Raw genomic sequence first — 24,786 nt, forward strand, 5'->3', positions numbered from 1 at the left:
CTCGTCCAGATCAAATGTACGCATAGTGGTCGCACTCCGTGTGGAGTGCGTGGATTGAAATCCGCTTGAAGCAGTGCCGATATAGAGCTTGCTTGGTCGCACTCCGTGTGGAGTGCGTGGATTGAAATTACCAGTGGGATGTACACTGACTCCTATCATAGTCGCACTCCGTGTGGAGTGCGTGGATTGAAATTGCGTAGAGCGTGGGATTCCGATGCAGCAGCTGCTGTCGCACTCCGTGTGGAGTGCGTGGATTGAAATAACGAGTGCGCCGGCGGGTACCTGCCATTGCTTGTCGCACTCCGTGTGGAGTGCGTGGATTGAAATTCTATGCGTATGCAAATTTTGGAGTAACAGCGGGTCGCACTCCGTGTGGAGTGCGTGGATTGAAATAGACAAACCCCTTGGCAATATGCTTACTGACCTGTCGCACTCCGTGTGGAGTGCGTGGATTGAAATGCTCCATCTACTGCCGCTTGAGTTTTCAGCGTTTGTCGCACTCCGTGTGGAGTACGTGTATTGAAATCAGTAAAGGTTGCCGCGGTTGTATCTTTGCAGCGTCACACTCCGTATAGAGTGTGCCCTGGGTTACTACTACTCCTATTACAAAGAGCATCTAACATGAAACAATGTTGGATGCTTTTTCTTTAGGGCTTTATGGTAAATGTGATGAAATGTTCAAATTATCTCCAATTTTCGACTCCCTTTTCAAAAAGAAATTGCTATGATGAATAAGAGAATTCCTTATAGTGGAAAAGACCTATACGAGGGCGGCGATTGGATGGATTACATTGCTCATATCCGCGAAAGCGATGGGCGCATTCAGACGGTGACAGAGCATTTGCTGGAAGTACGTGCTTTAGCAGAGGCCTTCGGAGAGAAATTAGGAGTCCGGCATATTGCTGGACTAGCTGGAGTATTGCATGATCTTGGGAAATACACAGAAGAATTCAGAGAATACATATTAGCAGCGGTAAATAATCCCGATGCGCCACCTAGAAGAGGAAGTGTTGATCACTCAACTGCAGGCGGGAAGTTACTATTTGACTGGTTTCATCCCTCGTCGCCCGAATATGCGAATGAGAGAGTTAGTCAGACTAAAGCTATTCTTGCTGAAATTGTGGGCAACGCTATTATTTCACATCACTCATACCTACAAGATTTTTTAAACCCAGATTTGGAATCGAGTTATTTAAAGCGTGTTCGTGATAAGCATCTTGAAGAATTCTCTTCGCTAACGCTTAAGATGTTCTTCGAGCAGGTGATAAATGAGCAGGAGTTTCGTCTCTATGTAGACCAGGCGGAGCTTGAGCTCATCGCTTTTCTAAAAAAAGAGCCCAAGGTAACTCTGGAGCACAGAGCCATGCTGCTCAGTAAATTCATTTTTAGTGCTTTAATTGATGCCGACCGCACCAATACACGCAGCTTCGAAGCAAATAAAAACGACGATGAAGTGGATCATAAGGTTTTATTCGAGCAATATTATGATCGGCTGATTACTAGAATTAATTCTTTTCAAACTCATAAAAATGCTGATTCGGAGATCAATCGCTTAAGACGTGAGATGTCGGAGCAGTGCGATGCTTTCGCCAATAATGGGTCTGGAATCTATACCCTCTCGATACCGACAGGGGGAGGGAAGACACTTGCCAGTGTACGGTATGCGCTCAAGCATGCCAGGATTTTTAACAAACAACGAGTTATATATGTAATCCCGTTTACCACAATTATTGAACAGAACGCGGCGGAAGTCCGAAAGATCCTCATGGATGACGAGCATATCCTTGAGCATCACTCGAACGTGGTTGAGGCAGAGACGGAAGATGATGAGCAGGAGGATGGGAAGGCTGTAATTGGGCAAAAGTTAAAGCTCGCCAAAGATAACTGGGATGCTCCGGTTATTTTCACTACGATGGTGCAATTCTTGAATGTTTTCTATGCCGATGGAAGCCGGAATATCCGCAGGCTGCATAACTTGAGCAATGCTGTGATTATTTTTGATGAAGTACAGAAGGTTCCTGTTTCATGTATCTCCTTATTTAATTATGCAGTGAATTTTCTGAAAACATATGCTAACTCAAGCATAGTTCTGTGTACCGCGACACAACCGGAGCTGGATTATGTTCGGTATAAGCTGCAGCTTAGTCCAGAGGCTGAAATGATTAGCAGCTTGGACGATGTGGTGAAAGCCTTCAAACGTGTGGATATTATAGATAGAGCTACTGGTGAACAGTTCAACACTGATAAACTGGCTGATTTTGTACTGGACAAGATTCAGGATGTGCTCAGTGTACTGGTTATTCTTAATACCAGATCGGTTGTAAAGGCTCTGTACAATAAGCTTCAAGAACAGGATTTGTCCATTCCTATTTATCATCTGAGCACCTCTATGTGCGCGGCTCACCGTAAAGAGATTTTGGTTGAAGTCAAAAGGCTTCTTGAAGCTAAGCTACCAGTAATTTGCATTAGTACTCAACTAATTGAAGCTGGAGTAGATGTTAGTTTTAAGTGTGTTATTCGCTCTTTGGCAGGACTAGACTCCATTGCTCAGGCAGCAGGCCGTTGCAACAGACATGGAGAAGATGAGATACAGCAGGTCTATGTTATTGATCATTCAGAAGAGGATTTGAAGAAGCTGAAGGAAATCAGGGTCGGTAAAGATAAAACACGGAAGATCTTGGTCGATTTCTGCCGGGACCCGGTACGTCTTGGAGGTCATTTACTGTCGGTACAGGCGATGAAACAATATTTCCAAGAGTTCTATACTGAACTGGCGTCAAGTCTAAACTACAATATCCCTAAACTGGAAAAAGAAATGACCGGACTATTGTCGGCAGACAGAGTTAGCAATTCATTTCATAGTGAGTACCGCAGCGAACATAATGCCAGCGTGCCTTTATACCTGCATAATAGCTATAAGACAGCTGCTGAGCATTTTCATGTGATTGATAACCATACCACTTCAGTTATTGTACCTTATGAGAGAGGAAAAGAGATTATCGCTGATCTCAATGGTCAGCACAGTATACAGGATTTGTCCAAGCTATTGCGTGAGGCGCAGCAGTTTACAATCAATCTTTTTAACTTTGAGAAGGATACACTCGGCAAGATTAACGGAATCGTTCCTTATCTGGATGGGAAGGTATTTGCTCTAAAGGAGGGTACGTATTCCAGTGAATACGGTTTGGATTTGAAGGGCGAGAGTGTAATGGAAGTGAGCTTATATTGAAAAACCTATCTGAAATAGATAGGTCTCCGCATACAAAGATATATATTTAAATCCACGCTTCCGCATGGGAAGCGACGATTCATTATAGCATATTATTTTGATTTGAAGCGGTTGGGATTTCTTTAAAGTAATTCATGTCAAAAGTTCATATAACATTGAATGCTAATATAACCAGAAGGATTTTTTAAACGAGTTCAAGAATATCTGATCCGGATTCTGCATATTTTTAACATAAGCCTACATTCTGCCAATGGAAGGAGGAACGAAAAGTGAACAACTCAACGTTTTCCCTGGTTGAAGACTATCCAGACTACTACAAGAAGAAACCAGTCAGTAAGTTACAGGGATTTTTCTCTAGAAGCCCGGAGTTGCCGTCAAAACAAGAACTCAGCGTAGAAAGTTTGCTGAAGAAACAGCGATTAAGGATAGGGGAGCTACAACAGGAGAATGAGATATTAAGAAAAGCGATGCACTTATTAACGAAGTAAGGATGTAGACTTCACTAAAGGCTTTAGACAGCAGGCAGCACTGCCTCTGCCTCCGCAATAGGAGGCAGGGCATTAAACAATATAATAGCTTGATTCTGAGAAAGGAGGAGTAACTATGAGAAATTCAATTGAATTCAAGGTATACGGGAAATACGCTCTGTTCACGGACCCTTTAACGAAGCTGGGCGGAGAGAAGTTGACGTACAGTGTGCCAACGTATCAGGCGCTAAAAGGAGTTGTGGAATCAATTTATTGGAAGCCCACGCTCATAATTGTTGTTGATGAAGTGCGAGTGATGAATGCGATCCGTATGGAGTCCAAGGGGATACGGCCTATGGAATACGGTGGAGGGAATACGCTTGCGAACTATACGTATCTTAAGGAACCGCACTATGAGGTACGGGCGCATTTTGTGTTCAATGAGAATCGTCCTGATCTGGCGCATGACCGCAATGAGCATAAGCACCACAATATTCTTAAGCGATCACTTGAAGCGGGAGGCCGGAGAGATATCTTCCTGGGGGCAAGAGAATGCCAGGCCTATGTGGAACCTTGTGTTTTTGGTGAAGCACCAGGATATTACGATACCTATGATGGAGAAATTCACTTTGGCAACATGGTGCATGGGATCAACTATCCAGATGAGACGGGCAGGGACCAGATGGAGGTCAGACTGTGGAATCCGGTGATGAAGAATGGTTACATCAAGTTCGATAAACCGGAGGATTGCACGAAGGTGCGCAGAATTGCGGATATGCAACCTAAGCTTTTTGATCATCACAATGTCCAATCGGTGGATGAACTGTTTGAGGAGATCGAAGCGGGAGGGCAGTCATGAGCTGGTTACTGAATTTATATGAGACTTATAAGGCGAATGTGGACCGTGTCGGTGAGATTGAAACCAAACATAATGATCGTGAGTATACGCTTCTTCCGGTGTCCCACACGACACAAAACGCCCATATCACGGTTGAGATTACAGAGGCCGGAGAATTTCATTCGGCAATCGTGAATGATAAAAGCGATATCAGCACCTTGATTCCTTGCACAGAAGAATCGTCCAGCCGGGCCGGGTCCAAGATTGCGCCTTATCCACTCCATGACAAACTCAGCTATGTGGCTGGCGATTTTGTCGCTTATGGCGGGCAGATCAAGAAGGAAGAACCTTTCGCGGCTTATATTAAGCAGTTAGAGGAGTGGGCTAACTCACCTTATGCATCACCAAAAGTGAAAAGTATTTATACTTATTTGAGCAAGAGGAGACTGATACAGGATCTGGTAGCTTGGCGAGTAATATTTTTGGACGCGAATGACAAGCTCATTGATAAATGGGACAAGAAGTATGAAGCCTTGCACGGTGAGAAACCACCTATCTTCACATTAGTCGCCGGTGAGCAGGAGAGCGCATTTGTCCGGTTTAATGTTCGGAAACAGAATGATCATACAATGGTCTGGAAAGATTCTGAAATGTTCAACTCATTCGTGCAGCATTATTCCAGCTTGTTAGGCAAAGAAGATTTTTGTTATGTAACCGGCGAAATTCTGCCCAGTACGGACCGGCATGCGAACAAAATCAGAAATGCCGGAGACAAAGCAAAGCTCATCTCTGCTAATGATACCAGCGGATTTACATTCCGGGGACGTTTTGCTCAGAGCAGTGATGCGGCCAGTATCAGTTATGAAGTTTCCCAGAAAGCACATAACGCGTTGAAATGGCTGATCAACCGGCAAGGCAAAATCATTGATCAGCGGGTATTTCTAGTCTGGGGCAATGATGATTTGGATATCCCTGATCCTAATGCAGACACCTTCACGCTGAAACTGGAGCTGGAACCGGAAATGGAGCCTGAACTGAAACCGGTTGCTGCTGACGTGAAAATTAGTCATACCTACAAAGAATATGCACGGGAAGTAGCTAAAGCCTTGGACGGGTACCGTAATAGACTGGCGTCACGTTCGAAATCGAATGTTAATATTCTCATTCTCGATTCCGCGACAACCGGCCGCCTTGCTGTCCTGTACTATCGCAATATGGAGAAAAATTTGTATGTAGACCAGCTGATTAAGTGGCATTCTACCTGCGCCTGGCTGCATAAGTACCGTAAGAACGAGCAAGGAGAAACTGCTACTTTTTATGGGGCACCGTCTACCAAGGATGTTGCTTTTGCTGCTTATGGACCCAAAGCCAATGAGAAGGTTGTCAAAGGTATGATGGAACGGGTCCTGCCTTGCATCGTTGACGGGCATAAGATTCCTCAGGATATTGTGAGAAGTGCCTTTCAACGGGCATCCAATCCGGTTGCGCTGGAGAGTTGGGAATGGGAAAAGACTCTAAGCATTACTTGTGCGCTAATTAATACTAGGGAGGTATACAACGTGGCACTAGACACTGAGAATGATGACCGCAGCTATTTGTTTGGAAGATTGTTAGCTATTGCTGATGTACTGGAAAGACGCGCACTGGATTCAGATGAGAGGCGTTCGACGAATGCGATCCGTTACATGAATTCTTTTTCAAGATATCCGGCAAGAACATGGAGCACTATTCAATCCTGCTTGTTGCCCCATCAGGCTAGGCTAGGAACGAGAGTGAGATATTACTCGAATTTAATAGATGAGGTAGCTTCGAAGATTAAGATTGAAGAATTTGATAATAAGGCGTTAACGGGCAAATATTTGCTGGGCTTCTATTCTCAGCGGCATGAGCTTAATTACGGTAAGGCTAAATCAGGCGATTCCAATCCAACAATTCCAACATCTAATCATGAGGAGAGATAGAATATGACCACACTAGATCATAAAATTGATTTTGCTGTCATTGTGTCCGTTACAAAAGCCAACCCTAATGGTGACCCGTTGAACGGAAATCGGCCACGTCAGAACTATGATGGGTATGGTGAAATATCAGATGTTGCCTTGAAGCGCAAAATAAGAAATCGCCTGCAGGATGCTGGAGAATCCATATTCGTACAATCCAATGACCGGAAGAATGATTCGTTCGGAAGCTTGAGAGAACGTGCTGATGCCAATCCCGAACTGGATAAAATCCTGAAAGCAAAAACAAGTTCCAACGAAGAGTTTGCCCGTATCGCTTGTCAGGAGTGGATTGATGTGCGCAGCTTTGGTCAGGTGTTTGCTTTTAAAGCGGACAGCAAAGGTTCCGGGGTATCGGTGGGTGTGAGAGGTCCCGTGTCTATCCATACGGCAACAAGTGTTAGTCCAATTGATATTACAAGTATGCAAATTACCAAAAGTGTAAATTCCGAACCGGGAAAAGATAGAGGCTCCGATACGATGGGGATGAAGCATCGGGTAGATTATGGCTTGTACGTATTCTATGGAAGTATTAACACGCAGCTAGCTGAGAAAACAGGCTTTACTAACGAGGATGCAGATAAAATCAAAGAGGCGCTAATTACACTTTTTGCAAATGACGTCTCTTCCGCAAGACCGGATGGCAGCATGGAGGTACATAAGGTTTACTGGTGGGAGCATAACTCCAAATTAGGTCAATATTCTTCAGCCAAGGTGCATCGTTCTCTAGACGTTCGTGCATTGAAGGACGAGCCTAAATCTATTGAAGATTATTCGATTGAAGTATATCAGTTAGAGGGATTACAGCCTGAGGTTATGAATGGCCTATAGTGACGATGATGATGCGCTAATGCTCTCCGGGATACAGCATTTTCATTTCTGTAAACGGCAGTGGGCTTTAATCCACATTGAGCAGCAATGGGCAGAGGATTTCAGAACGATTGAGGGCCAGCACCTGCACCGCAACGCAGATCAGCCTTTTACACGTGAAAAGCGCGGAGATAAGCTGGTGGTCCGGGCAATGCCTGTGAAGTCAAGGCAACTTGGGATTACCGGAATCTGTGATGTGGTGGAATTTATCAGGGATAACAGTGGGGTTGAGATTAACGGAGCAGAAGGGAAATATGTGGCTTATCCGGTTGAATATAAACGAGGGAAGCCCAAGCTGGAAGACATTGACGTTTTGCAATTGACTGCCCAAGCTATGTGTCTGGAAGAAATGCTGCTGTGCGATGTGCGGACTGGGTACATTTTTTATAATGAGATTAAACATAGAATTGAAGTACCTCTTACTGATGAATTGAAATTAAAAGTAGGTTCTATTCTGGAAGAAATGCAGGATTATTACCGCCGGGGATATACACCGAAGGTGAGGACAGGGGCTTTTTGCGAAAGCTGTTCTCTTCAGCATATTTGCCTGCCCAAGCTAATGAATAAGCAGACAGTAAAAAGTTATGTGGAAGGGAAAATCAGGGAATGAAAAAGCTGCAGAATACTCTTTATATTACTCAACCGGATGTTTATCTATCTCTTGACGGTGATAATGTTGTTCTATTGAAGGAGCAAGAGAAGCTGGGCAGAGTTCCACTGCATAATCTGGAGTCTATTGTAGCTTTTGGGTATACCGGTGCAAGTCCGGCGTTGATGGGTTACTGTGCAGATAACAATGTTTCACTGCTCTTTTTAACGATGAATGGAAGATTTCTGGCCAGGGTAACCGGCGAAAGCCGGGGGAATGTTATTTTGCGCAAGAAGCAGTATGCTCTATCGGAAGATGAGACGAAGTCTGCGAGGATCGCCCGGAATTTTATTATAGGCAAGATTTATAATCATAAATGGATACTCGAAAGAACGACCAGAGACTATCCTTTGCGTGTAAATGTAGAGCAATTTAAAGAGGCTTCGCAGCAGCTGTCTGCCCTTATTCTTGAGGTTAGAAACTGTGAACAGTTGGATCGCTTGAGGGGATTCGAGGGACAAGCTGCTATCACGTATAACAAGCTGTTTGATTCAATGATTTTGCAGCAAAAGGAGGATTTTCAATTCCATCTCCGCTCCCGACGACCTCCATTGGATAATGTGAATGCTATGTTGTCCTTCTCGTACACTTTGCTTGCTCATGATACAGCATCTGCGCTAGAGGCTGTTGGATTGGATTCTTATGTGGGATTTCTTCATCGGGATCGTCCGGGACGGGTATCTCTGGCCCTCGATTTGATGGAGGAGCTGCGCGGCGTCATGGCGGACAAGTTTGTTTTGACTCAAATTAATAAGAAGCTTGTGAGTAAAGAGGATTTTGTGAAAAAAGAGAATGGTGCGGTAATTATGACAGATGAAGCGCGTAAAAGATTCCTCACAGCTTGGCAGAACAGAAAGCAGGAAAAGATAACACATCCTTATCTGGGAGAGAAAATATCCTGGGGTCTGGTGCCACATGCTCAAGCGTTACTGCTTGCCCGTCATTTACGTAATGATCTGGACGAATATCCGCCGTTTTTGTGGAAGTAGGTGTAAAGAATGTTAGTGCTGATAACGTATGACGTAAGCACAACCAGTAGTGCAGGCCAAAGCAGGCTTCGGCGGGTAGCTAAGATTTGTCAGAATTATGGTCAGCGTGTTCAAAACTCGGTATTTGAATGTATCGTAGATGCTGCACAATTTACCGAGCTGAAGCTAAAATTGAAGGATATCATTAATCTGAAGGAGGATAGCCTTCGATTTTACCAGCTTGGAAACAACTATAAGAACAAAGTTGAGCATGTGGGAATAAAAGAGTCTTTGGACCTCGAAGGCCCTCTAATTCTGTAGTGCGAATGTGGAGCTCACATGAAATTCCCGGGAGATTCGCACCAATATTTTAACAATATTTGTATGAAATATTTTCATGTTTATTGATTTTGTATAGAAAAGTGATAATTGTTGCGATTTTCAGGCGAAAAAGAGGATTTATTTCCTTTTTTTGATGGAAAATCGCTGTCGCTCCTCGTGCAGGAGCGTGGATTGAAATTCGGTAGTCAGTTTTTAAACAATAATGGCGGGGTTGTCGCTCCTCGTGCAGGAGCGTGGATTGAAATTCCAGGAGACCGCGACCTAGATCGGCTGCCCGCGCCGTCGCTCCTCGTGCAGGAGCGTGGATTGAAATAGGTCATGAATCACGGGAACCGGCAGTACTACTAGTCGCTCCTCGTGCAGGAGCGTGGATTGAAATATTGCCGCTTGTTGAATGGCTATGGTCTGCTTTGCGTCGCTCCTCGTGCAGGAGCGTGGATTGAAATCGATCCCACCGGAGTTAGTAGATGCTTTTCCAGGTCGCTCCTCGTGCAGGAGCGTGGATTGAAATACATTATTTTGATAACATTGATACCGAAGAAAGTCGCTCCTCGTGCAGGAGCGTGGATTGAAATATTGATAATTTAAAACGCCATGCGAAAGCATGTTGGTCGCTCCTCGTGCAGGAGCGTGGATTGAAATCTACACACAGGGTGGGGATTTGTCTCAGACACATGGTCGCTCCTCGTGCAGGAGCGTGGATTGAAATTGAAGAGGCGCATTCCGCTAATCCGGCCGATTTGGTCGCTCCTCGTGCAGGAGCGTGGATTGAAATCGAAAGTCGTCGGAATACGAGGAACTACCGCCAGAGTCGCTCCTCGTGCAGGAGCGTGGATTGAAATATAGAATCACTTTTGACTCAGGAATCACTAATTGTCGCTCCTCGTGCAGGAGCGTGGATTGAAATTCCAGGTGAATGGTGCACAGCGGATGATGCTATTCGTCGCTCCTCGTGCAGGAGCGTGGATTGAAATCATCCAGCGCTCTTAAATTGCTTTGCGGCGCTAGGTCGCTCCTCGTGCAGGAGCGTGGATTGAAATGTTAAAACGATGACCGCCTCTGACCGGATGTTTCGTCGCTCCTCGTGCAGGAGCGTGGATTGAAATTGAGCTGCGAACCGTTACTTGGTCAGGTTGATCTAGTCGCTCCTCGTGCAGGAGCGTGGATTGAAATGTTCAGGGGGATATATGTTGGCTGTTGGAGATGAAGTCGCTCCTCGTGCAGGAGCGTGGATTGAAATAAACACCGGCGTCCGGAGCATCCCAGATTTGGTCCGTCGCTCCTCGTGCAGGAGCGTGGATTGAAATCTACGGTTGGAGGTTTGCATTAAATGTTGGTTTTTGTCGCTCCTCGTGCAGGAGCGTGGATTGAAATCCGTCAACAGTGTTACCAGCACTGTATCGGGGTTGGGTCGCTCCTCGTGCAGGAGCGTGGATTGAAATAACTTTTGCGCAGTGAATCAGCACCGCTTTCGGGTGTCGCTCCTCGTGCAGGAGCGTGGATTGAAATTTTTTACCCTTGAACATTCCAGCAACCGAGTCCGTCGCTCCTCGTGCAGGAGCGTGGATTGAAATAGTTTCACCGCGGACTTTGCGCATTACAACGCGGTCGCTCCTCGTGCAGGAGCGTGGATTGAAATATTCCGGTAGGCGTGTGCTTGGGCATCATGACCACGTCGCTCCTCGTGCAGGAGCGTGGATTGAAATGATCTGCAGTTGCAGCGCGTCACCTGCGGTACCACGTCGCTCCTCGTGCAGGAGCGTGGATTGAAATAGAAACTTGCTCTCATGGATCCAGCACTAAGCCTGTCGCTCCTCGTGCAGGAGCGTGGATTGAAATACCAAGAGTCAAACTATGAAATATCTGGAGAGAGCGTCGCTCCTCGTGCAGGAGCGTGGATTGAAATATGAGGGTACACAAGAATGCGAAATGGTTCAGGTGTCGCTCCTCGTGCAGGAGCGTGGATTGAAATTTCGCTGTCTCGGCTGTATGTGGCTTTGATCTCGTCGCTCCTCGTGCAGGAGCGTGGATTGAAATTTATAGGGAATGAGGTAAGCATGACCGAGGATAGTCGCTCCTCGTGCAGGAGCGTGGATTGAAATGTACCTGCCGACGCTGTGGGCGCTGTAGGTGTTCCAGGTCGCTCCTCGTGCAGGAGCGTGGATTGAAATATCCAAGGAGATGCAACCCGCGGAATTCCTTCGACGTCGCTCCTCGTGCAGGAGCGTGGATTGAAATCGAACGCTGAAGGAAGTATTACACTGCATCCAGGGTCGCTCCTCGTGCAGGAGCGTGGATTGAAATACCTTCTGCTGCTGACGACAAACTGAAGAAGGTCGAGTCGCTCCTCGTGCAGGAGCGTGGATTGAAATCGCGTGCGTGCGACCCTGCGCGGGCCGCGGATCAGTCGCTCCTCGTGCAGGAGCGTGGATTGAAATGATACGAGATGCATATTTGGTTGTCGGCGTGCTGGTCGCTCCTCGTGCAGGAGCGTGGATTGAAATCACTCATGTTCCCCGTGAAGTGCTCCGCATGTACGTCGCTCCTCGTGCAGGAGCGTGGATTGAAATTGAGAATGTGCCTCCAATCCAACCAGGACAACATCGTCGCTCCTCGTGCAGGAGCGTGGATTGAAATCTCTTCAATGGTTACGAATTGATCATCATCTCCGTCGCTCCTCGTGCAGGAGCGTGGATTGAAATCCGATCACCGGCACTTCTTCCGCACCTAACGGGACGTCGCTCCTCGTGTAGGAGCGTGGATTGAAATGGACTGTCCACGGTAACCTTTGGAGCCTCTGGCTGGTCGCTCCTCGTGTAGGAGCGTGGATTGAAATTTACCCACATCCAAATCAAAGCTCTTTTCAACTGTCGCTCCTCGTGTAGGAGCGTGGATTGAAATAATCTATCCATGGTTCTGAAGGTCAACGAGCTGCTGTCGCTCCTCGTGTAGGAGCGTGGATTGAAATAGATCTTCGCGACGCCGTCTGTAGCCCGTCTGGTTGCTCCTCGTGCAGGAGCGTGGATTGAAATCTAGATTGGCCTAAACTAGCTGATCTCACAAGAAAAGTCGCTCCTCGTGCAGGAGCATGGATTGAAATACATCGTTTATCACTGCCTACCAGTTGTCCAATGTCGCTCCCCGTGCAGAAGCGTGGATTGAAATATCAATCGCCTGTCCTCGGAATTGATCTCCGTGGTCGCTCCACGTGCAGGAGCGCGGATTGAAATCATTTGGTCTGTGGTCTGCCGGTCGTAAATTGGTCGCTCCTCATGTAGGAGCGTGGATTGAAATCCCATAAAGAAAGGAACAACCCAATGAATACCTTGGTCACTCCACGTGCAGGGGTGTTTGTTGAAACGAAGTCACCTTATAGTCTTTTCTGGTTTAGATTGGCACTCCCCGTTAGGGAGTATAATTAAAAAGGGACGGTAGCCCATGCCGCGATTTGCCTCACTCTACGTAGAAGCATTAACACCCCCAAAAAACCAGTACATATCCCACAAGTGAGTATCGTACCTGATCCAATCATGTTAAAATAATAGAAATGTATTGATCAAATCTACGTGCAGCGGGTGAATGGTTTGAGATTAAGAGATTTCATGGGCCCCTCGGATACTTCCGCACAGCGGCAGGCCAAGTGGATCAAGCGTTTTTTGCGTACCTATTGGCTCGTGATTGCTCTGCATTTTGCTGCGCAGCTCTGGGCTTTTCTGTTTCTTTCATACCCCATGGGACCGCATGAATTTTATTATGATGTCCTGCTCTATCCGACGCTGCTGATGAGTGCGGTTGTCGGATTGACCCAGTTCGTTGATGCTATTGCGCCGAAATATTCCTTTGTCCTGCTGTTTGTGTCCGGGACCATTATTGCCATGATGATTATCCATCTGAATATGGATATCCGGATTATCGGGGCGCTGATGCTGCTGCCGATTTTTGCGTCGGCGATCTTTTTCCGGCTGGATCTGACCTTATTTACGTCTGCCCTGCAGGCGGCTGCGTTCTTCATTCTCTACCGCTGGGATTACTGGTTCAAATATTATCTGAATGATTTCGATCTGATTGCCGTTCCGCTATTTCTGCTGGTAGGCACGCTGGTAGCCGGCATTATTATTATTAACGGGCGGGAGCTGGCCAGTGATCTGGAAGCGACACTGACCGCCAAGCAGAATCTGATGATCGAGAATGCGGTGATCCGCAAGCTGTCGACTACGGATGCGCTGACCGGCCTCTACAATCATATTTCCTTCCACGAGTTCTACGAGAAAGCGCTGGAGTACGGGAATCAAGGTGCGCCGTTTCATCTGGCCTTGATTGATATTGACAATTTCAAGCGGATTAACGATAAATACGGCCACCGTACCGGTGATGCAGTGCTGGCGCGGGTCGCGAAGGTGATTAAAGAAAATATCTCTCCAGCGGATATTGCCTCACGTTATGGAGGCGAGGAATTTGCAATTCTTTTTTTTGAGAAGAGCTATGAAGAAGCCTACGAGCTGGCAGACAGGGTACGTCAGCAACTGTCGGAAACTTTGCATGAAGAGTTGGAGAATACAGCAGTGACCGTCAGTATCGGACTCAAAAGTTACTCCGAAGGAGCCACCAAAGAACAACTGTTTGAGGAAGTGGACGAACTGCTCTATACTGCCAAAAAATCCGGCAAAAACACAACATTAACTCCCCTTCAGCAGACCCGGCATTTGCAGTCTGTCTAAAAGCTAGTCCGGCAGATTCCCTTCATCCTCCGCAGCCTTCCTCCGCGCCCGGAACCGTCTGACCTTCATCAGATTCCCGCAGAGCTTGTCGTCGCAGTAGCGCTTCGAGCGGTTGCGGGTATCGTCGTAATAGACCCAGAGACAATCGGGATTTCCGCAGATCCGGAAGCGTGAGGATTCCTTCTCCAGTAATGCTTCGGCAAAAGAAGCGGCTATCTCCGCCATAATCTGCTCCCAGTCTGCACGCTGGGGGAGCAATGAGATCCCGGCTTCGCCGCCGGGGCTCCAGACCACTTGCCGCATAACAGGCCCGTTGCTCATATATTCATTCAGCTGCTCCAGCAGAGCGCTTTCCGTAGGTTGTCCCTGCACCAGCCGTTGCACCTCGTCCCATAATAATCCGCGCAGCTGCTTCAGCCGCTCCAGTTCAACCGGCAGTATCGGTCCTGCCGCAGGCAATTTCTGCTGCTCTAGCCATCTAGTGAGCCACTCCGGTTCATCAAGCCTATCCCGGTCCGTGCTCCGGTCGCCTGTCCGCCAATTCCGCCAGTAGCTGTTAATGAAATCCTCCCACAGCAAGCTTCATCTTTCCTTTCACCGCGATGTTTCCTTTGATTGTAACAGTTAAAAATAAGTTTTACTAGTTACTTGAAGCGCTCCGGCAAATATGCTACATTGCTAATGTAACCGTTATTTGGGTCGTTTAATCGTTACCAAAGTCAGAGAAGAGGATTTTCCGTAAAACTTTTAGGAGGGTGAAACATGCAGAATAAGATTAGCGATGTTCTGGTGGAGAACTGGGATTATGTAATGGATGTTGAGGATTGGCAGCCGCCGCTTAAGGACGCGCTTGAAGGTGTTACTAGTGAACAGGCAAGCTGGAAGCCGGAGGGGGCAGCGGGCAATTCCATCTGGGAGACTGTCAATCATCTGACTTATTATAAGGAACGTCTGCTGCGTAAGCTTAAGGGACTGGAGAAATTGCCTGACTTAGAGAGCAATGATGCTACGTTTACGGTAACGGAGAGCGGTGAAGAAGCGTGGAGCCAGGCAGTTGCCAAGCTGAAGTCGGTTCATGCCTCCCTGCGGGAGATTATCGTGGCCCTGGAGGAGGGCGCTTATGAATGGGGCGGCTCCGGACATGCGCCGGGCGAAGAAGTGATGAGTCTGATTCTGCATGATTCCTACCATACCGGACAGATCGTACTGGTCCGCAAGCTGCAGGGCTCCTGGCCGGGCCAACGCAGTTTTGACTAAAAGCTGATTTCCAGCAGAAACGGACGCTGTCCCTTAGGACGGTGCCGTTTCTTTTTTGTTTCAGTCCGAAAAACCCGGGTTAATGGAAGACATACAGCTACTGAATCGAGAGGAGAGATTGAAGATGGAACCGAATACCAAGGATAGAAGCATTGAGGTCGAACGGACAGAGGTACACAAGAAATCGGATTCCAGTCTCGTCGCATCCACCTTTATTAAATATGCCGCGTATATCATCATCATTTTTGGACTGCTGTTCTTCCTGGTGAAATATGTATTCCCGATGTTCTAAGAATCAGAACCAAGCCCGGATATATGTGAAAGGGAGTGCCCACAGCCATGAATTCTACGGCTGCACGGGCACTCCCTTTTGGCGCTTACGGATATGATGCGGAATTAGGCCTATACGTCTTTGGTGATAAATTCACGGGTTTCAGCAGAATTCCGGTAAAAGAACCAGCATTCATTCAGCAGTTTGATCTGACGGCGGTCTTTCTTGAAATACGCCTTCATGAGCTGTTGGCAAAGCCACTGCGGCAAGGGTACCCCTCCTCTGGCATGCATCCTATGTACAGATAGCATATGGGGAAGGCCGCCCAAAGGTGCGGCAGCAGCATTCAATTGAAGCTGAAAAATTGGCTGCGCAGCTCAAGCCATACAGCTAGTGCACACTTTCCTCTTCCTCTTCATACCATTGCTCAAGCTGGGCCTGCAGCGCGCGGATTTCCGTTAATAGCGAGATCAGCGGATACTCCGTCTCTTGAATTGAGGCAAAAGCACTTTCGAGACGGTTGATATACGCCAGCCCCGATTCCAGGTGATGCTCCTCACGCAGCAGCTCCAGGGAATCGCACTCGGCAATCGCCCGCGGCAGACCGGGAACATTCTCCGCAGTCAGCTTGTCGATTTCTTTATTCAGGCGAAGATTAAGAGCGCTCAGCTGGTAAGCATACTCCTCCGGCATCTCCACGAACTGCAGTTCCTGATCCTGCTGCAAAATTACATACCGCATTTTCGGCATATCTCATTCTCCCTCCGGACTTGTCTTCCTTCTTGACAGTGTAGCCTATGGGCAAGTTACAATTCAAGTAGAGATCTTATTTCCTTATAGGAGAGGAGCCGTGAAGGAGCGCTATGATCAGTATGAGCAACGAAGAGCTGCAGCTGTGGATCGAGCAGGTGTCGATGAACAGCTTCGGCGTGCCTTTCCGGCATACAGCCAGCTTTAACAGCAGACTTACGACAACGGGCGGACGATATTTCACCAAAAGCCATAATATAGAGATCAATCCCCAGCAGCTTGCCATCCACGGCCGGGAGGAGACGGAGAAAATCATCAAGCATGAGCTCTGCCACTACCATCTGCATCTGGCGAAGCGGGGGTATATGCACCGGGATGATGATTTCAAAACACTGCTCGCCCGTGTCGGGGGCAGCCGCTACTGCCAGACCCTGCCGGGAGCCAAGGCGCGGAAGCCGCAGCCGTACCGGTATAAGCTGGTGTGCGTGGCCTGTGCCACCGAATATCTGCGCAAACGCAAAGCCGATCCGAAGCGTTACCGCTGCGGGAAATGTTCGGGCAAGCTGAAGCTGGTCACCCTGGAGGCAGGTGCGGGTCCGGCTACTTAATATTTAATCACCAGGCCCAGTAGTCCGGCGAAAGAAGCCGCCTGCTCCGCAGAGATCACACAGCCGTCCAGATCCTGGAGGTCAACCACAAGGCCGGTGAACTCGCAATCGCTCAGATCGATATCCTTCAGCTTGCACCCGGCCAGCGTGGCCTGATCCAGATTGCATTCCGAGAAATAGAGGCCGTTTAAGGCGGACTGATAATAATCCGCGCTGATCAGGGAGCTGCGCTCGAAGGAAGCAGCTTTGAAATTAGCGAACCGGAACACCGCAAACTCCCCGATGCACCCGGTCACCGATACATTCTGAAACCGCGCCCTCGTGAAGTCCGTGCCGATCAAACGGCAATCCCTGAACTCTGTCCGGTGCATGAAGGCTTCGCTGAAATCCACGTTGGACAGGTCACAATGATCGAAGATGACATCGGTAAGCTCAATGCCGTGCAGGGAAGATTCAGTGATCGTCACATTCTTGAAGATTACCTTATCAAAGGACACTCTGGCAGCATCCTGGTATTCAATTAGCGCTCCGGAAATGAGGCAGCGGCTGAATTCGTCCTTGGAAGCCAGGGAATGAATCTGCTGCGGCAGCAATAGCTCCGGTTCCGGGATTCTGGGTTGTTCAATCTTGTTATTCATGAATGCCTCCGTAGAATTAGTTCCACCCGTTCAAGTATGGACAACCTCGCGGATGAATGAGTTAACTATCCTGCGAACCGGTGCTTTTGTCAATTGACGCGGCTGCAGCCCGCCTTAAGCATGTACGTACAAATACACCTTTGTCTGGATAAAATCACACATCGTTTTGTAAGCGTTACCAAACTAAGATGGAAAAGAAGTCCATTTTAGTTAGAGGGGGCGCACTTATGAAACGATTCAGGTCCGTGATTGCGGGTCTGCTGGCGTTGCTGCTTATTTTTCCCAATCTGGGTCTGCCGGGAGCCGGGAATTCTGTCTACGCAGACGGCCTCGGGGGAACAGGTGCAGCGCAAATTCCGGCGGGCACTGTTCTGATCAAGAACAAGTGGAAGAACAATTTTTTGTATGAGACAAGCGAAGGCGTTGTCCGCTACGGAATGACCAACCCGGCGGATACCTCTTCCCATTGGAATGTGGTCACGGAGGGTGGCTTATCACGGATTCAGAATGTGAAGACCGGCCACTTCATTACGCTTGAAGGCAATACGGGCAAAGAGGATTCACTCAAGGCAGCCGCTGCTCCTGGCGGGGGAAGCACTGCTGATCAATGGTTGATTGATACTTCAAACAGAGCAGGCTATATGGTCATTCGCAGTGCGACGGCTCCGGAGGGCAAGCTGGTCATCCATGAGGAGAATCAGCTGGGCTATGCTCAGGTCAGTGCGGATATTAACATTACGTTTGAGAGTCCGCAGTGGGCTTTTGTGAGTCTGAATGCAGCGCCTGTGCGGATCGAAAGTGTGATGCGTCCGGGCAACGTCATGTTTGAGAATGAGGGGAAGGTACAGCACGGTGCAGAGCCGCTCAGTAATGAGGCCGCACAGTGGTTTCTGGAACCGGGTACAGATTCCGGGACACTCCTGATCCGCAACCGGGCGACCGGACACTATATCAAGCAGAATGAAGATCCTAACTATGGTGTCTTCTCCGCTGAGATTGATCCGGCCAAAGCAAATCTGAGCGAATGGATTCAAGAGTCGGCACCGGGCACCCCGGAGGCAGGGCTTGTAACCTTCCGGAATCAGGGTCTGACCGACGGCGGGAATGCATTATGGCTTAGCCCCCAGTATGACGGTGACAGCGATGTACGCTCCAATAATTGGCCGGGCTGGGGAGGCAATCCAAGTGCCCAGTGGCGGATCGTCACGGTTAGTGAGCTGCAGCCGGTGCGGATTACTACTTATACCGATGCACAAGTAGCAACCGATTTCCTGTATGAAGCTGCGGGCGGCGAGCTCCAGCATGGGGTTATCGCCCCGGATGCAGCAGATGAGAGTAAATACCTGTGGTTTGTAGAGGACTATGACGGACATAAACGCATCCGCAATGCAGCAACAGGACATTACCTTAACTATGCAGATGGTACCGCTGCTGCCGTGACGATGAATATGAGTCTGCCTTCTGATCAGTGGAATTTCAATGAATCGGATGATTATGATGACTACCAGACGATTGAGAATGTAGGGGCTACGGGAAATTATCTGTCCCTGCTGGGAGGCGGACATGCCGGCGCAGGCTCTGATGCAAGCTCGCTGTCTGCCCAGTGGCAGCTGCTTGACCCGAACCTCCACGCAGACGGATCCCTTCATTATTACCGGATTCAGAATACCTGGCAGTCTTTCTACTGGTATGAGAGCAGCGACGGTGTGCTGAAATACGGCAATATGCAGGAGGATGGCTCTGACCAGTGGCTGATTGAGAAGTACAACGGCCGCAAGCTTTTTCAGAATAAAAAAACAGGCCACTACATGAATGTAGCGCAGATGCCGGATGGTCATATTTCAGTGACTCCGCTTGACGGTAAGGATAATGTGGACCCGGCGTACATCTGGACCGGCAGAAATACCGGCGACAGCACGTATGTGATCGCGAGTGTGCTGGATAAGGAGCCGAATAAGCGTCCGCTGAAGTATATTTCTTTGCAGAATCTGACCAAATATGCCGAATATGGGGTGATCAATCCCGATTGGGGCAGTCCGAAGTGGAAGTTCGTACCCGTAACCGAGAAGAAACATGATTTGTTCCGCTTTAAGCTGGATGGAGTGAACGGGGCAGATCAGTATCTTAAGGATGATGCTGTTCCTGCTCCTGTGCTGAAGGTAACGCTTCCGGTTAATGACGGGACAGTTACAGCGGATGTGTATGATCCGCAGGATCAGGCTGGCGGAGACCTGGAGGATATAGCGAAGAAGGCTGCTAAAGAGGAAGAGGCATTGCTCGCTCTGGATGCAGGTGATACTGCAACTGCTGGTGCGGGTGGCGGTGCTGCTGCTGATCCCACGGTCGGTCAGGCTACGTACGGAGAGCTTATTCCCGGAGACGATTCATTCGTCTGGCAGCTGATCGATATACCGGGCAGTAACGGTGCGGTCAAGCTGAAGAATAGAGGCACCGGAAGGTACATTTCCCTGGAGAGTCTGGCAGCGGTCATTGAACAGGAAGAGCCCCCGGGCCCCGTCCGGACGGAGCAGACAGTATATGACGTCTGGGCAAGCATCAGATGGATAGTTGATATACAGGAATCCGGACGTACTACCTTCAAAAGTGCCTGGGCAGGCCATTACCTGTATGGCGCCGCTGATGATAACGGCTATCCGGTAATCCGGATCAGCAAGGCTGCGGATGCTGCCGTCAGGGACAGTGCGCAGTTTACTGCTGAGCCGGTTTACGAACCGGTACCGCCGCTTCCAGCCGCCCCTGTCCGGTTCAAAAATGCAGGCACCGGAGATTACCTGTATGAGAACGAACACGGCGTGGTCCTATACGGCCAGCCTGCTTCAGATAACGGCTACTCGCACTGGAATATCGTTACGGATGCAGGACAGCAATTTATTGTGAATAGAGCAACGGGCCACTATATTACTCTAAATAGTGATTACTCCTTCCTGGAAAGCACTGGCGGTGATCCGGCGGATACCGGTGCTTCAGCATGGGCTGTCAGTCTCGCTGCAGATGCCAAGCATTACACCATCCGCAGTCTCTACGGTGAATATAACGATGAGTACATCAATTTGCAGAATAAGACGGGGTATGCTGAGCGTGCATTGCTGCTGGACACTGAGTCATCGCTGCAATGGACACTTGAAGCTGCACCGCAAGAATTCAACTTGCCGGAAGGCGAAGCCGGAAACACGGATACGGCTACACCGGTTCAGAACGACACGAATATCATTACCATCGCACCGCAAGGAATGGACGGCACATTAGTGGCGGAAAAGGACGGCAAGCTGGTGTATGCCGATGCTTCCGGAGGGCCGGCCCAGGCGCAGTGGCTGGTGCAGGATTTCAATGGCCGGAACCGGGTGATGAACGTTCAGACTGGTCATTATCTGGCGCGCGATCAAGAGGGCGCTATTGTCCTCACTGATTCCGGTGACAAGGTAGACTCGCAGTGGAGTATCCAGGATAAGCTGGGATACAGGCTGCTGTTAAGTGCGGATAAGCAATCTGCGCTTGCTCATGGGGAAGCGGGAGTTCAACTGGGAGCAGCTGGAGCACAGGCTGCGCTATGGAGCTTCGTTCCCGTAGCTCAGGATGCTGTGTATGCCGGGCAAGAGGCTTTCCGCGGGGACGGGGTGCTGCGGTTTGCCGTGAATGCTGATGTGGCGGGGGAATACGACGTTGTGCTCCGTTACCGGAACACTGCTGCCGCTGCGGCTAAGCTGGAAACCCGGGTCAATGGTCTTAAGCAGGGTGAGGTAAGCCTTCCTGCCTCAGCCTCCGTTTGGCAGACGGCGGAGCTTACGCTGGAGCTGCGGACAGGAATCAATACGATTTCATTCAGTGGCGCAGAGGCATCATGGAGCGGGATCACAATCGATAGCCTGACTGTCAAAGATAGCGTTAATAAATCCTATCGCGGAGCTACGCTTCCTTATATCAGCTACGAAGCGGAGGATGCCGTTACGAATGGAACTCTGGTCACGCCTTCGCGGAAATATCGCAGTCTGGCTTCGGAGGCTTCAGGACGTGAGGCGGTCATTCTGAAGAACACCGGCGAGTATGTGGAGTTTACGCTGGCCAAACCTGCGAATTCAATCGTACTCCGTTACTCCATACCGGACAGTCCGGATGGTGCGGGAGCGGAGGAAACATTGTCGCTCTTCGTGAATGGGGAACTTCAGGAGCTTAATCTCACGTCAAAATACGCCTGGGAATACGGCAGCTACCCATGGTCGAATGACCCGCGTCAAGGCAGCGGACACCGCTTCTATGATGAGATTCATGCACTGATCGGTGATGCTCCGGCAGGAGCAGTGATCCGGCTTGAAAAGGGTGCAGAAGATACTGCCGCCTCGTACGTAATCGATCTGGCGGATATGGAGCAGGTTGCGCCTGCGCTGGCTCAGCCTGAGGGGTTCCTGTCTGTCACTGATTTTGGAGCCGTTGCCGGTGATGATGGCGATGATACTGCCGCATTTAAGGCGGCGCTTGCCGCAGCCGCAGCTCAGGATGCAGGCGTCTGGTTCCCGGCAGGAAGCTTCAATGTCGGCAACGGACTGCTGGATCTGGACGATGCGGAGATCCGCGGTGCAGGCATGTGGTACACAACGCTGAACGGAGCCAAGTTCTATGGCCATGGCGGCGAGATCGGCGTATACGATCTGCTGATTGAGGGCGGCATTAACGTGCGCGACGATGAGGCGGTTACGAATGCTTTTCACGGCGCCTTCGGTCAAGGCTCGGTCATTCAGAACGTATGGATAGAGCATACCAAAGCAGGCTTATGGCTGACCCAGCCCAAAGGGGAGAAAGCGCGCACCAATGGACTCTATATGGCCGGGCTGCGTATCCGCAACCTGATGGCGGACGGGATCAACTTCGCTGTAGGCACAGGGAACAGCATGATGGAGCAGAGCGATATCCGCTATCCGGGCGATGACGGTATCGCCATGTGGTCCTTCACCGATGCCGGGCTGAATGATGTCAATGGCAGCGAGCGGACGCCAAGCTTCAATAATACAGCGCGGTTCAACAACGTATCTCTGCCGTGGCTGGCTGATAATATCGTTGTGTTCGGCGGCAAGGATAATAAGATCCAGGATAATATTGTGAAGGACACCGTGACGAACGGGGCGGGAATCGCCGTATCTACACGCTTCAGCGCAGAGCCGTTCCAGGGCACAACCGTTGTGGAACGTAATACCCTGCTGCGGACCGGAAGCTATGATTCCGGGTATAGTGTGAACCTGGGAGCTATCTGGCTCTATGCAGGGGAAAATAACATCAACAGCAATGTGCTGATCCGCAATAATATTGCACTGGACAGCACTTATTCCGGGCTCATCGTCCACGGTAATCTGAATATGGAAGGAGTCACCCTAACAGATAACGTGATCGACGGAGCCGGCACTAACGGAGTAGAGATTACGAAGGAAATGCGAGGCGGTCTGCTGGCCGATAACCTGATTATCCGCGGAGAGCGGATGAATCAGGTGGCGAATAGCTCGTCAGCGTTTACGGTTCTGGAGAAGAATCAGGGCATCGCAAGCAGTATTAAGCCATTCTCGATCAAGCTTGGGGATGGACAGACCGGACCTGTGGTATTAAAAGAGGGAACCAGCTCCAAGCTGCAGGTGCTGGATCAGAAGGGTACAGATATCACTGCGCAGGCGGACATCCGCATAGCAAACGGCAGCCTTGCCACTATGGAGGACGGGAAGCTGCAGGCAATTGCTAAAGGGAACACAACCTTTAGCGTATCCGCTCTTGGCAGCACAAGAGTGTATGATCTTGTGATATGGGCCGCTGACCCAGTCGATCCTGTTGACCCGGTAGATCCGGTAGATCCGGTAGACCCAGTCGATCCAGTGGATCCGGGAACTCCGACTCCAACTCCAAGCCTGGAGCCGACTCCAAGTCCGACTGCGGCACCAACTCCGACTTCAACCCCGGCTCCGGACCCGAACCCGCAGCCAACTTCTGCGTCTACTCCGGCGCCCGTGATTGTGCCTGCTGCTAATAACGATGCGCAGCTCAAGAGTGTTGCCGCCGGACAGAAAGTGATTGAAGTGGCGGCTAATGCAGATGGTACTGCACGCTTCAGCGGGGCAGCTCTGCGGGCAGCGGCAGCGGCGAGTCCAGACGCTGTGCTGGTGGTCCGGAGCGGGGATGCGTCCTACCGTCTCCCGCTGTCCCTGGCAGACAGCGTTCTGAAGGGCGCGAAGCTGCCTGATGGAACGCTGGAGTTCAAGCTCGCGCCGCAGACAGGCGCGGAGCTTGCGGGGCTGCTTGCCGCTGCAGGCAAGCAGAACTATAAGGTGAAGGGAACGCCGGCAGGCTTCACCTTGAATGTTACGGACGGCAAGACCTCAGTGCCGGCCGGAAGCTTCGGCACTGTATATGTCGAGCGTACATTTACCATTAACGAAGTAATGGACGCCAAGACAGCAGTGGCGCTGGTCTATAATGCCAAGGACGGAACCTTCCGTTACGTTCCGGCATTGTTCGAATCCGGGGCAGGTGTGACCCGGGTTACGGTGAAGAGCAGTTTAGCCGGCGGTGTAATTGCCGTTGCCGCGAATCCGGTAAGCTTCGGAGATATCTCCGCCCACTGGGCCAAGGATGAGATCAGTCTGCTGGCGAGCCGGCTGATTGTGAACGGACAGTCGGCCGGCGTCTTTGCACCGCAGCGCACCGTCAGCCGGGCTGAATTCGCGTCCATGCTGGTCCGCTCGCTTGGCCTGCAGCCGGATACGCTGCCTGCAGCTGCCGCCACTTTCAGTGATGTGCCGGCCAGCTCATGGTACGCCGCCGACGCGGAAGCTGCCGTATTACTGGGGCTGGTTCAAGGTTATGCGGACGGTTCCTTCCGTCCGGATGCGCCGATCACCAGAGAGCAGATGGCGGTCATGGCCGCCAGAGCCTGGAAGCTGCTTCATGCCAATGCAGCGATTAATGAAGCTGGTTCTCCAGCAGCACCATCTGCGCCGGGCAGCTTCAATGATGCTGCCAGCATCTCCGGTTGGGCTAAGGAAGCTGTGGATACATTAACCGCCCGCAGCATTATGAACGGCCGATCAGGCGGAAGCTTTGCGCCCGGCAGCAACACAAGCCGTGCTGAAGCGGCCGTTATTCTTACCCGCCTGCTCCGCGCAGGTAAGCTGCTGAATGAGTAGGCGCTA

The 24,786-nt window shown here is 49.9% G+C and carries 17 protein-coding genes and 2 CRISPR repeat arrays (1 of these 19 only partly in view); of the genes, 13 read left to right on the forward strand and 4 right to left on the reverse strand.

Features of this window, described 5'->3' with window-relative positions; genetic code table 11:
• Window positions 1–526: a CRISPR direct-repeat array (repeat unit 33 nt; unit sequence GTCGCACTCCGTGTGGAGTGCGTGGATTGAAAT) (it extends 1,938 nt beyond the left edge of the window).
• 255 nt (window positions 527–781) lie between these two features.
• The 9 genes from PBOR_RS06415 to PBOR_RS06455 all read left to right on the forward strand — a co-directional run bounded on the left by PBOR_RS06415 (window position 782) and on the right by PBOR_RS06455 (window position 14,078).
• A complete protein-coding gene (locus PBOR_RS06415; protein WP_042219011.1) occupies window positions 782–3,229 on the forward strand; it encodes a CRISPR-associated helicase/endonuclease Cas3 in 2,448 nt (815 codons plus the stop codon).
• Window positions 3,230–3,498: 269 nt separating this feature from the next.
• Complete coding sequence (locus PBOR_RS06420) at window positions 3,499–3,717, forward strand: hypothetical protein (RefSeq protein WP_042210968.1); 219 nt, start codon at window positions 3,499–3,501, stop codon at window positions 3,715–3,717.
• A gap of 115 nt (window positions 3,718–3,832) precedes the next feature.
• Complete coding sequence (cas5c, locus tag PBOR_RS06425) at window positions 3,833–4,555, forward strand: type I-C CRISPR-associated protein Cas5c (RefSeq protein ID WP_042210969.1); 723 nt, start codon at window positions 3,833–3,835, stop codon at window positions 4,553–4,555.
• Window positions 4,552–6,495 carry a type I-C CRISPR-associated protein Cas8c/Csd1 gene (gene cas8c / locus PBOR_RS06430; protein WP_042210970.1) on the forward strand — a complete coding sequence of 648 codons (1,944 nt, stop codon included), beginning with the start codon at window positions 4,552–4,554 and terminating at the stop codon, window positions 6,493–6,495. Before cas5c ends, cas8c begins: the two co-directional genes overlap by 4 nt.
• A gap of 3 nt (window positions 6,496–6,498) precedes the next feature.
• Window positions 6,499–7,362 carry a type I-C CRISPR-associated protein Cas7/Csd2 gene (gene cas7c / locus PBOR_RS06435; RefSeq protein ID WP_042210971.1) on the forward strand — a complete coding sequence of 288 codons (864 nt, stop codon included), beginning with the start codon at window positions 6,499–6,501 and terminating at the stop codon, window positions 7,360–7,362.
• Entirely contained in the window at window positions 7,352–8,011 is a 660-nt protein-coding gene (gene cas4 / locus PBOR_RS06440) for a CRISPR-associated protein Cas4 (protein ID WP_042210972.1), read from the forward strand. Before cas7c ends, cas4 begins: the two co-directional genes overlap by 11 nt.
• A complete protein-coding gene (cas1c, locus tag PBOR_RS06445; protein WP_042210973.1) occupies window positions 8,008–9,039 on the forward strand; it encodes a type I-C CRISPR-associated endonuclease Cas1c in 1,032 nt (343 codons plus the stop codon). The genes cas4 and cas1c overlap by 4 nt, the downstream gene beginning before the upstream one ends.
• 9 nt (window positions 9,040–9,048) lie before the next feature.
• Entirely contained in the window at window positions 9,049–9,339 is a 291-nt protein-coding gene (cas2, locus tag PBOR_RS06450; protein ID WP_042210974.1) for a CRISPR-associated endonuclease Cas2, read from the forward strand.
• Window positions 9,340–9,506: 167 nt separating this feature from the next.
• Window positions 9,507–12,654: a CRISPR direct-repeat array (repeat unit 32 nt; unit sequence GTCGCTCCTCGTGCAGGAGCGTGGATTGAAAT).
• 290 nt (window positions 12,655–12,944) lie between these two features.
• The gene (locus PBOR_RS06455) at window positions 12,945–14,078 is read left to right on the forward strand and encodes a GGDEF domain-containing protein (protein WP_245648065.1); all 1,134 of its coding nucleotides are present in this window, start codon (window positions 12,945–12,947) and stop codon (window positions 14,076–14,078) included.
• A gap of 3 nt (window positions 14,079–14,081) precedes the next feature.
• On the opposite strand, the gene PBOR_RS06460 is transcribed toward PBOR_RS06455, so the two are convergent.
• Window positions 14,082–14,657 carry a CGNR zinc finger domain-containing protein gene (locus PBOR_RS06460; protein WP_042210976.1) on the reverse strand — a complete coding sequence of 192 codons (576 nt, stop codon included), beginning with the start codon at window positions 14,655–14,657 and terminating at the stop codon, window positions 14,082–14,084.
• A gap of 183 nt (window positions 14,658–14,840) precedes the next feature.
• Between PBOR_RS06460 and PBOR_RS06465 the strand changes: the two genes are divergently transcribed.
• The gene (locus PBOR_RS06465; RefSeq protein ID WP_042210977.1) at window positions 14,841–15,335 is read left to right on the forward strand and encodes a DinB family protein; all 495 of its coding nucleotides are present in this window, start codon (window positions 14,841–14,843) and stop codon (window positions 15,333–15,335) included.
• A 124-nt stretch (window positions 15,336–15,459) separates the two neighbouring features.
• Window positions 15,460–15,627 (forward strand): hypothetical protein, encoded by a 168-nt coding sequence (locus tag PBOR_RS37335; RefSeq protein WP_167549522.1) that lies wholly within the window; start codon window positions 15,460–15,462, stop codon window positions 15,625–15,627.
• 110 nt (window positions 15,628–15,737) lie between these two features.
• On the opposite strand, the gene cmpA is transcribed toward PBOR_RS37335, so the two are convergent.
• Window positions 15,738–15,875, reverse strand: coding sequence for a cortex morphogenetic protein CmpA (gene cmpA, locus PBOR_RS36605; protein WP_099052445.1), 138 nt, complete (start codon window positions 15,873–15,875; stop codon window positions 15,738–15,740).
• A 121-nt stretch (window positions 15,876–15,996) separates the two neighbouring features.
• Complete coding sequence (locus PBOR_RS06470) at window positions 15,997–16,356, reverse strand: hypothetical protein (RefSeq protein WP_042210978.1); 360 nt, start codon at window positions 16,354–16,356, stop codon at window positions 15,997–15,999.
• 122 nt (window positions 16,357–16,478) lie between these two features.
• Here PBOR_RS06470 and PBOR_RS06475 point away from each other — a divergent pair, with 122 nt between their 5' ends.
• On the forward strand, window positions 16,479–16,964 hold the full coding sequence (locus PBOR_RS06475) for a SprT family protein (RefSeq protein ID WP_042219013.1): 486 nt from the start codon (window positions 16,479–16,481) through the stop codon (window positions 16,962–16,964).
• Here the strand turns inward: PBOR_RS06475 and PBOR_RS06480 are convergent.
• Entirely contained in the window at window positions 16,961–17,602 is a 642-nt protein-coding gene (locus PBOR_RS06480) for a pentapeptide repeat-containing protein (RefSeq protein WP_042210979.1), read from the reverse strand. The two genes, PBOR_RS06475 and PBOR_RS06480, sit on opposite strands and share 4 nt — an antisense overlap.
• 227 nt (window positions 17,603–17,829) lie before the next feature.
• Between PBOR_RS06480 and PBOR_RS35305 the strand changes: the two genes are divergently transcribed.
• A complete protein-coding gene (locus PBOR_RS35305) occupies window positions 17,830–24,780 on the forward strand; it encodes an S-layer homology domain-containing protein (RefSeq protein ID WP_052429358.1) in 6,951 nt (2,316 codons plus the stop codon).
• Window positions 24,781–24,786: the final 6 nt, after the last annotated feature.

The organism is Paenibacillus borealis (assembly GCF_000758665.1).
GTDB lineage: Bacteria > Bacillota > Bacilli > Paenibacillales > Paenibacillaceae > Paenibacillus_AQ > Paenibacillus_AQ borealis.

What these genes read in the sequence shown, in the direction of transcription:
- PBOR_RS35305 (WP_052429358.1), top strand. Translation starts at nt 17,830, where the DNA reads ATGAAACGATTCAGGTCCGTGATTGCGGGTCTGCTGGCGTTGCTGCTT.
- cas4 (WP_042210972.1), top strand. Translation starts at nt 7,352, where the DNA reads ATGGCCTATAGTGACGATGATGATGCGCTAATGCTCTCCGGGATACAG.
- PBOR_RS06470 (WP_042210978.1), bottom strand. Translation starts at nt 16,356, where the DNA reads ATGCCGAAAATGCGGTATGTAATTTTGCAGCAGGATCAGGAACTGCAG.
- PBOR_RS06475 (WP_042219013.1), top strand. Translation starts at nt 16,479, where the DNA reads ATGAGCAACGAAGAGCTGCAGCTGTGGATCGAGCAGGTGTCGATGAAC.
- cas8c (WP_042210970.1), top strand. Translation starts at nt 4,552, where the DNA reads ATGAGCTGGTTACTGAATTTATATGAGACTTATAAGGCGAATGTGGAC.
- PBOR_RS37335 (WP_167549522.1), top strand. Translation starts at nt 15,460, where the DNA reads ATGGAACCGAATACCAAGGATAGAAGCATTGAGGTCGAACGGACAGAG.
- cas7c (WP_042210971.1), top strand. Translation starts at nt 6,499, where the DNA reads ATGACCACACTAGATCATAAAATTGATTTTGCTGTCATTGTGTCCGTT.
- PBOR_RS06480 (WP_042210979.1), bottom strand. Translation starts at nt 17,602, where the DNA reads ATGAATAACAAGATTGAACAACCCAGAATCCCGGAACCGGAGCTATTG.
- PBOR_RS06465 (WP_042210977.1), top strand. Translation starts at nt 14,841, where the DNA reads ATGCAGAATAAGATTAGCGATGTTCTGGTGGAGAACTGGGATTATGTA.
- cas5c (WP_042210969.1), top strand. Translation starts at nt 3,833, where the DNA reads ATGAGAAATTCAATTGAATTCAAGGTATACGGGAAATACGCTCTGTTC.
- PBOR_RS06415 (WP_042219011.1), top strand. Translation starts at nt 782, where the DNA reads ATGGATTACATTGCTCATATCCGCGAAAGCGATGGGCGCATTCAGACG.
- cas1c (WP_042210973.1), top strand. Translation starts at nt 8,008, where the DNA reads ATGAAAAAGCTGCAGAATACTCTTTATATTACTCAACCGGATGTTTAT.
- cas2 (WP_042210974.1), top strand. Translation starts at nt 9,049, where the DNA reads ATGTTAGTGCTGATAACGTATGACGTAAGCACAACCAGTAGTGCAGGC.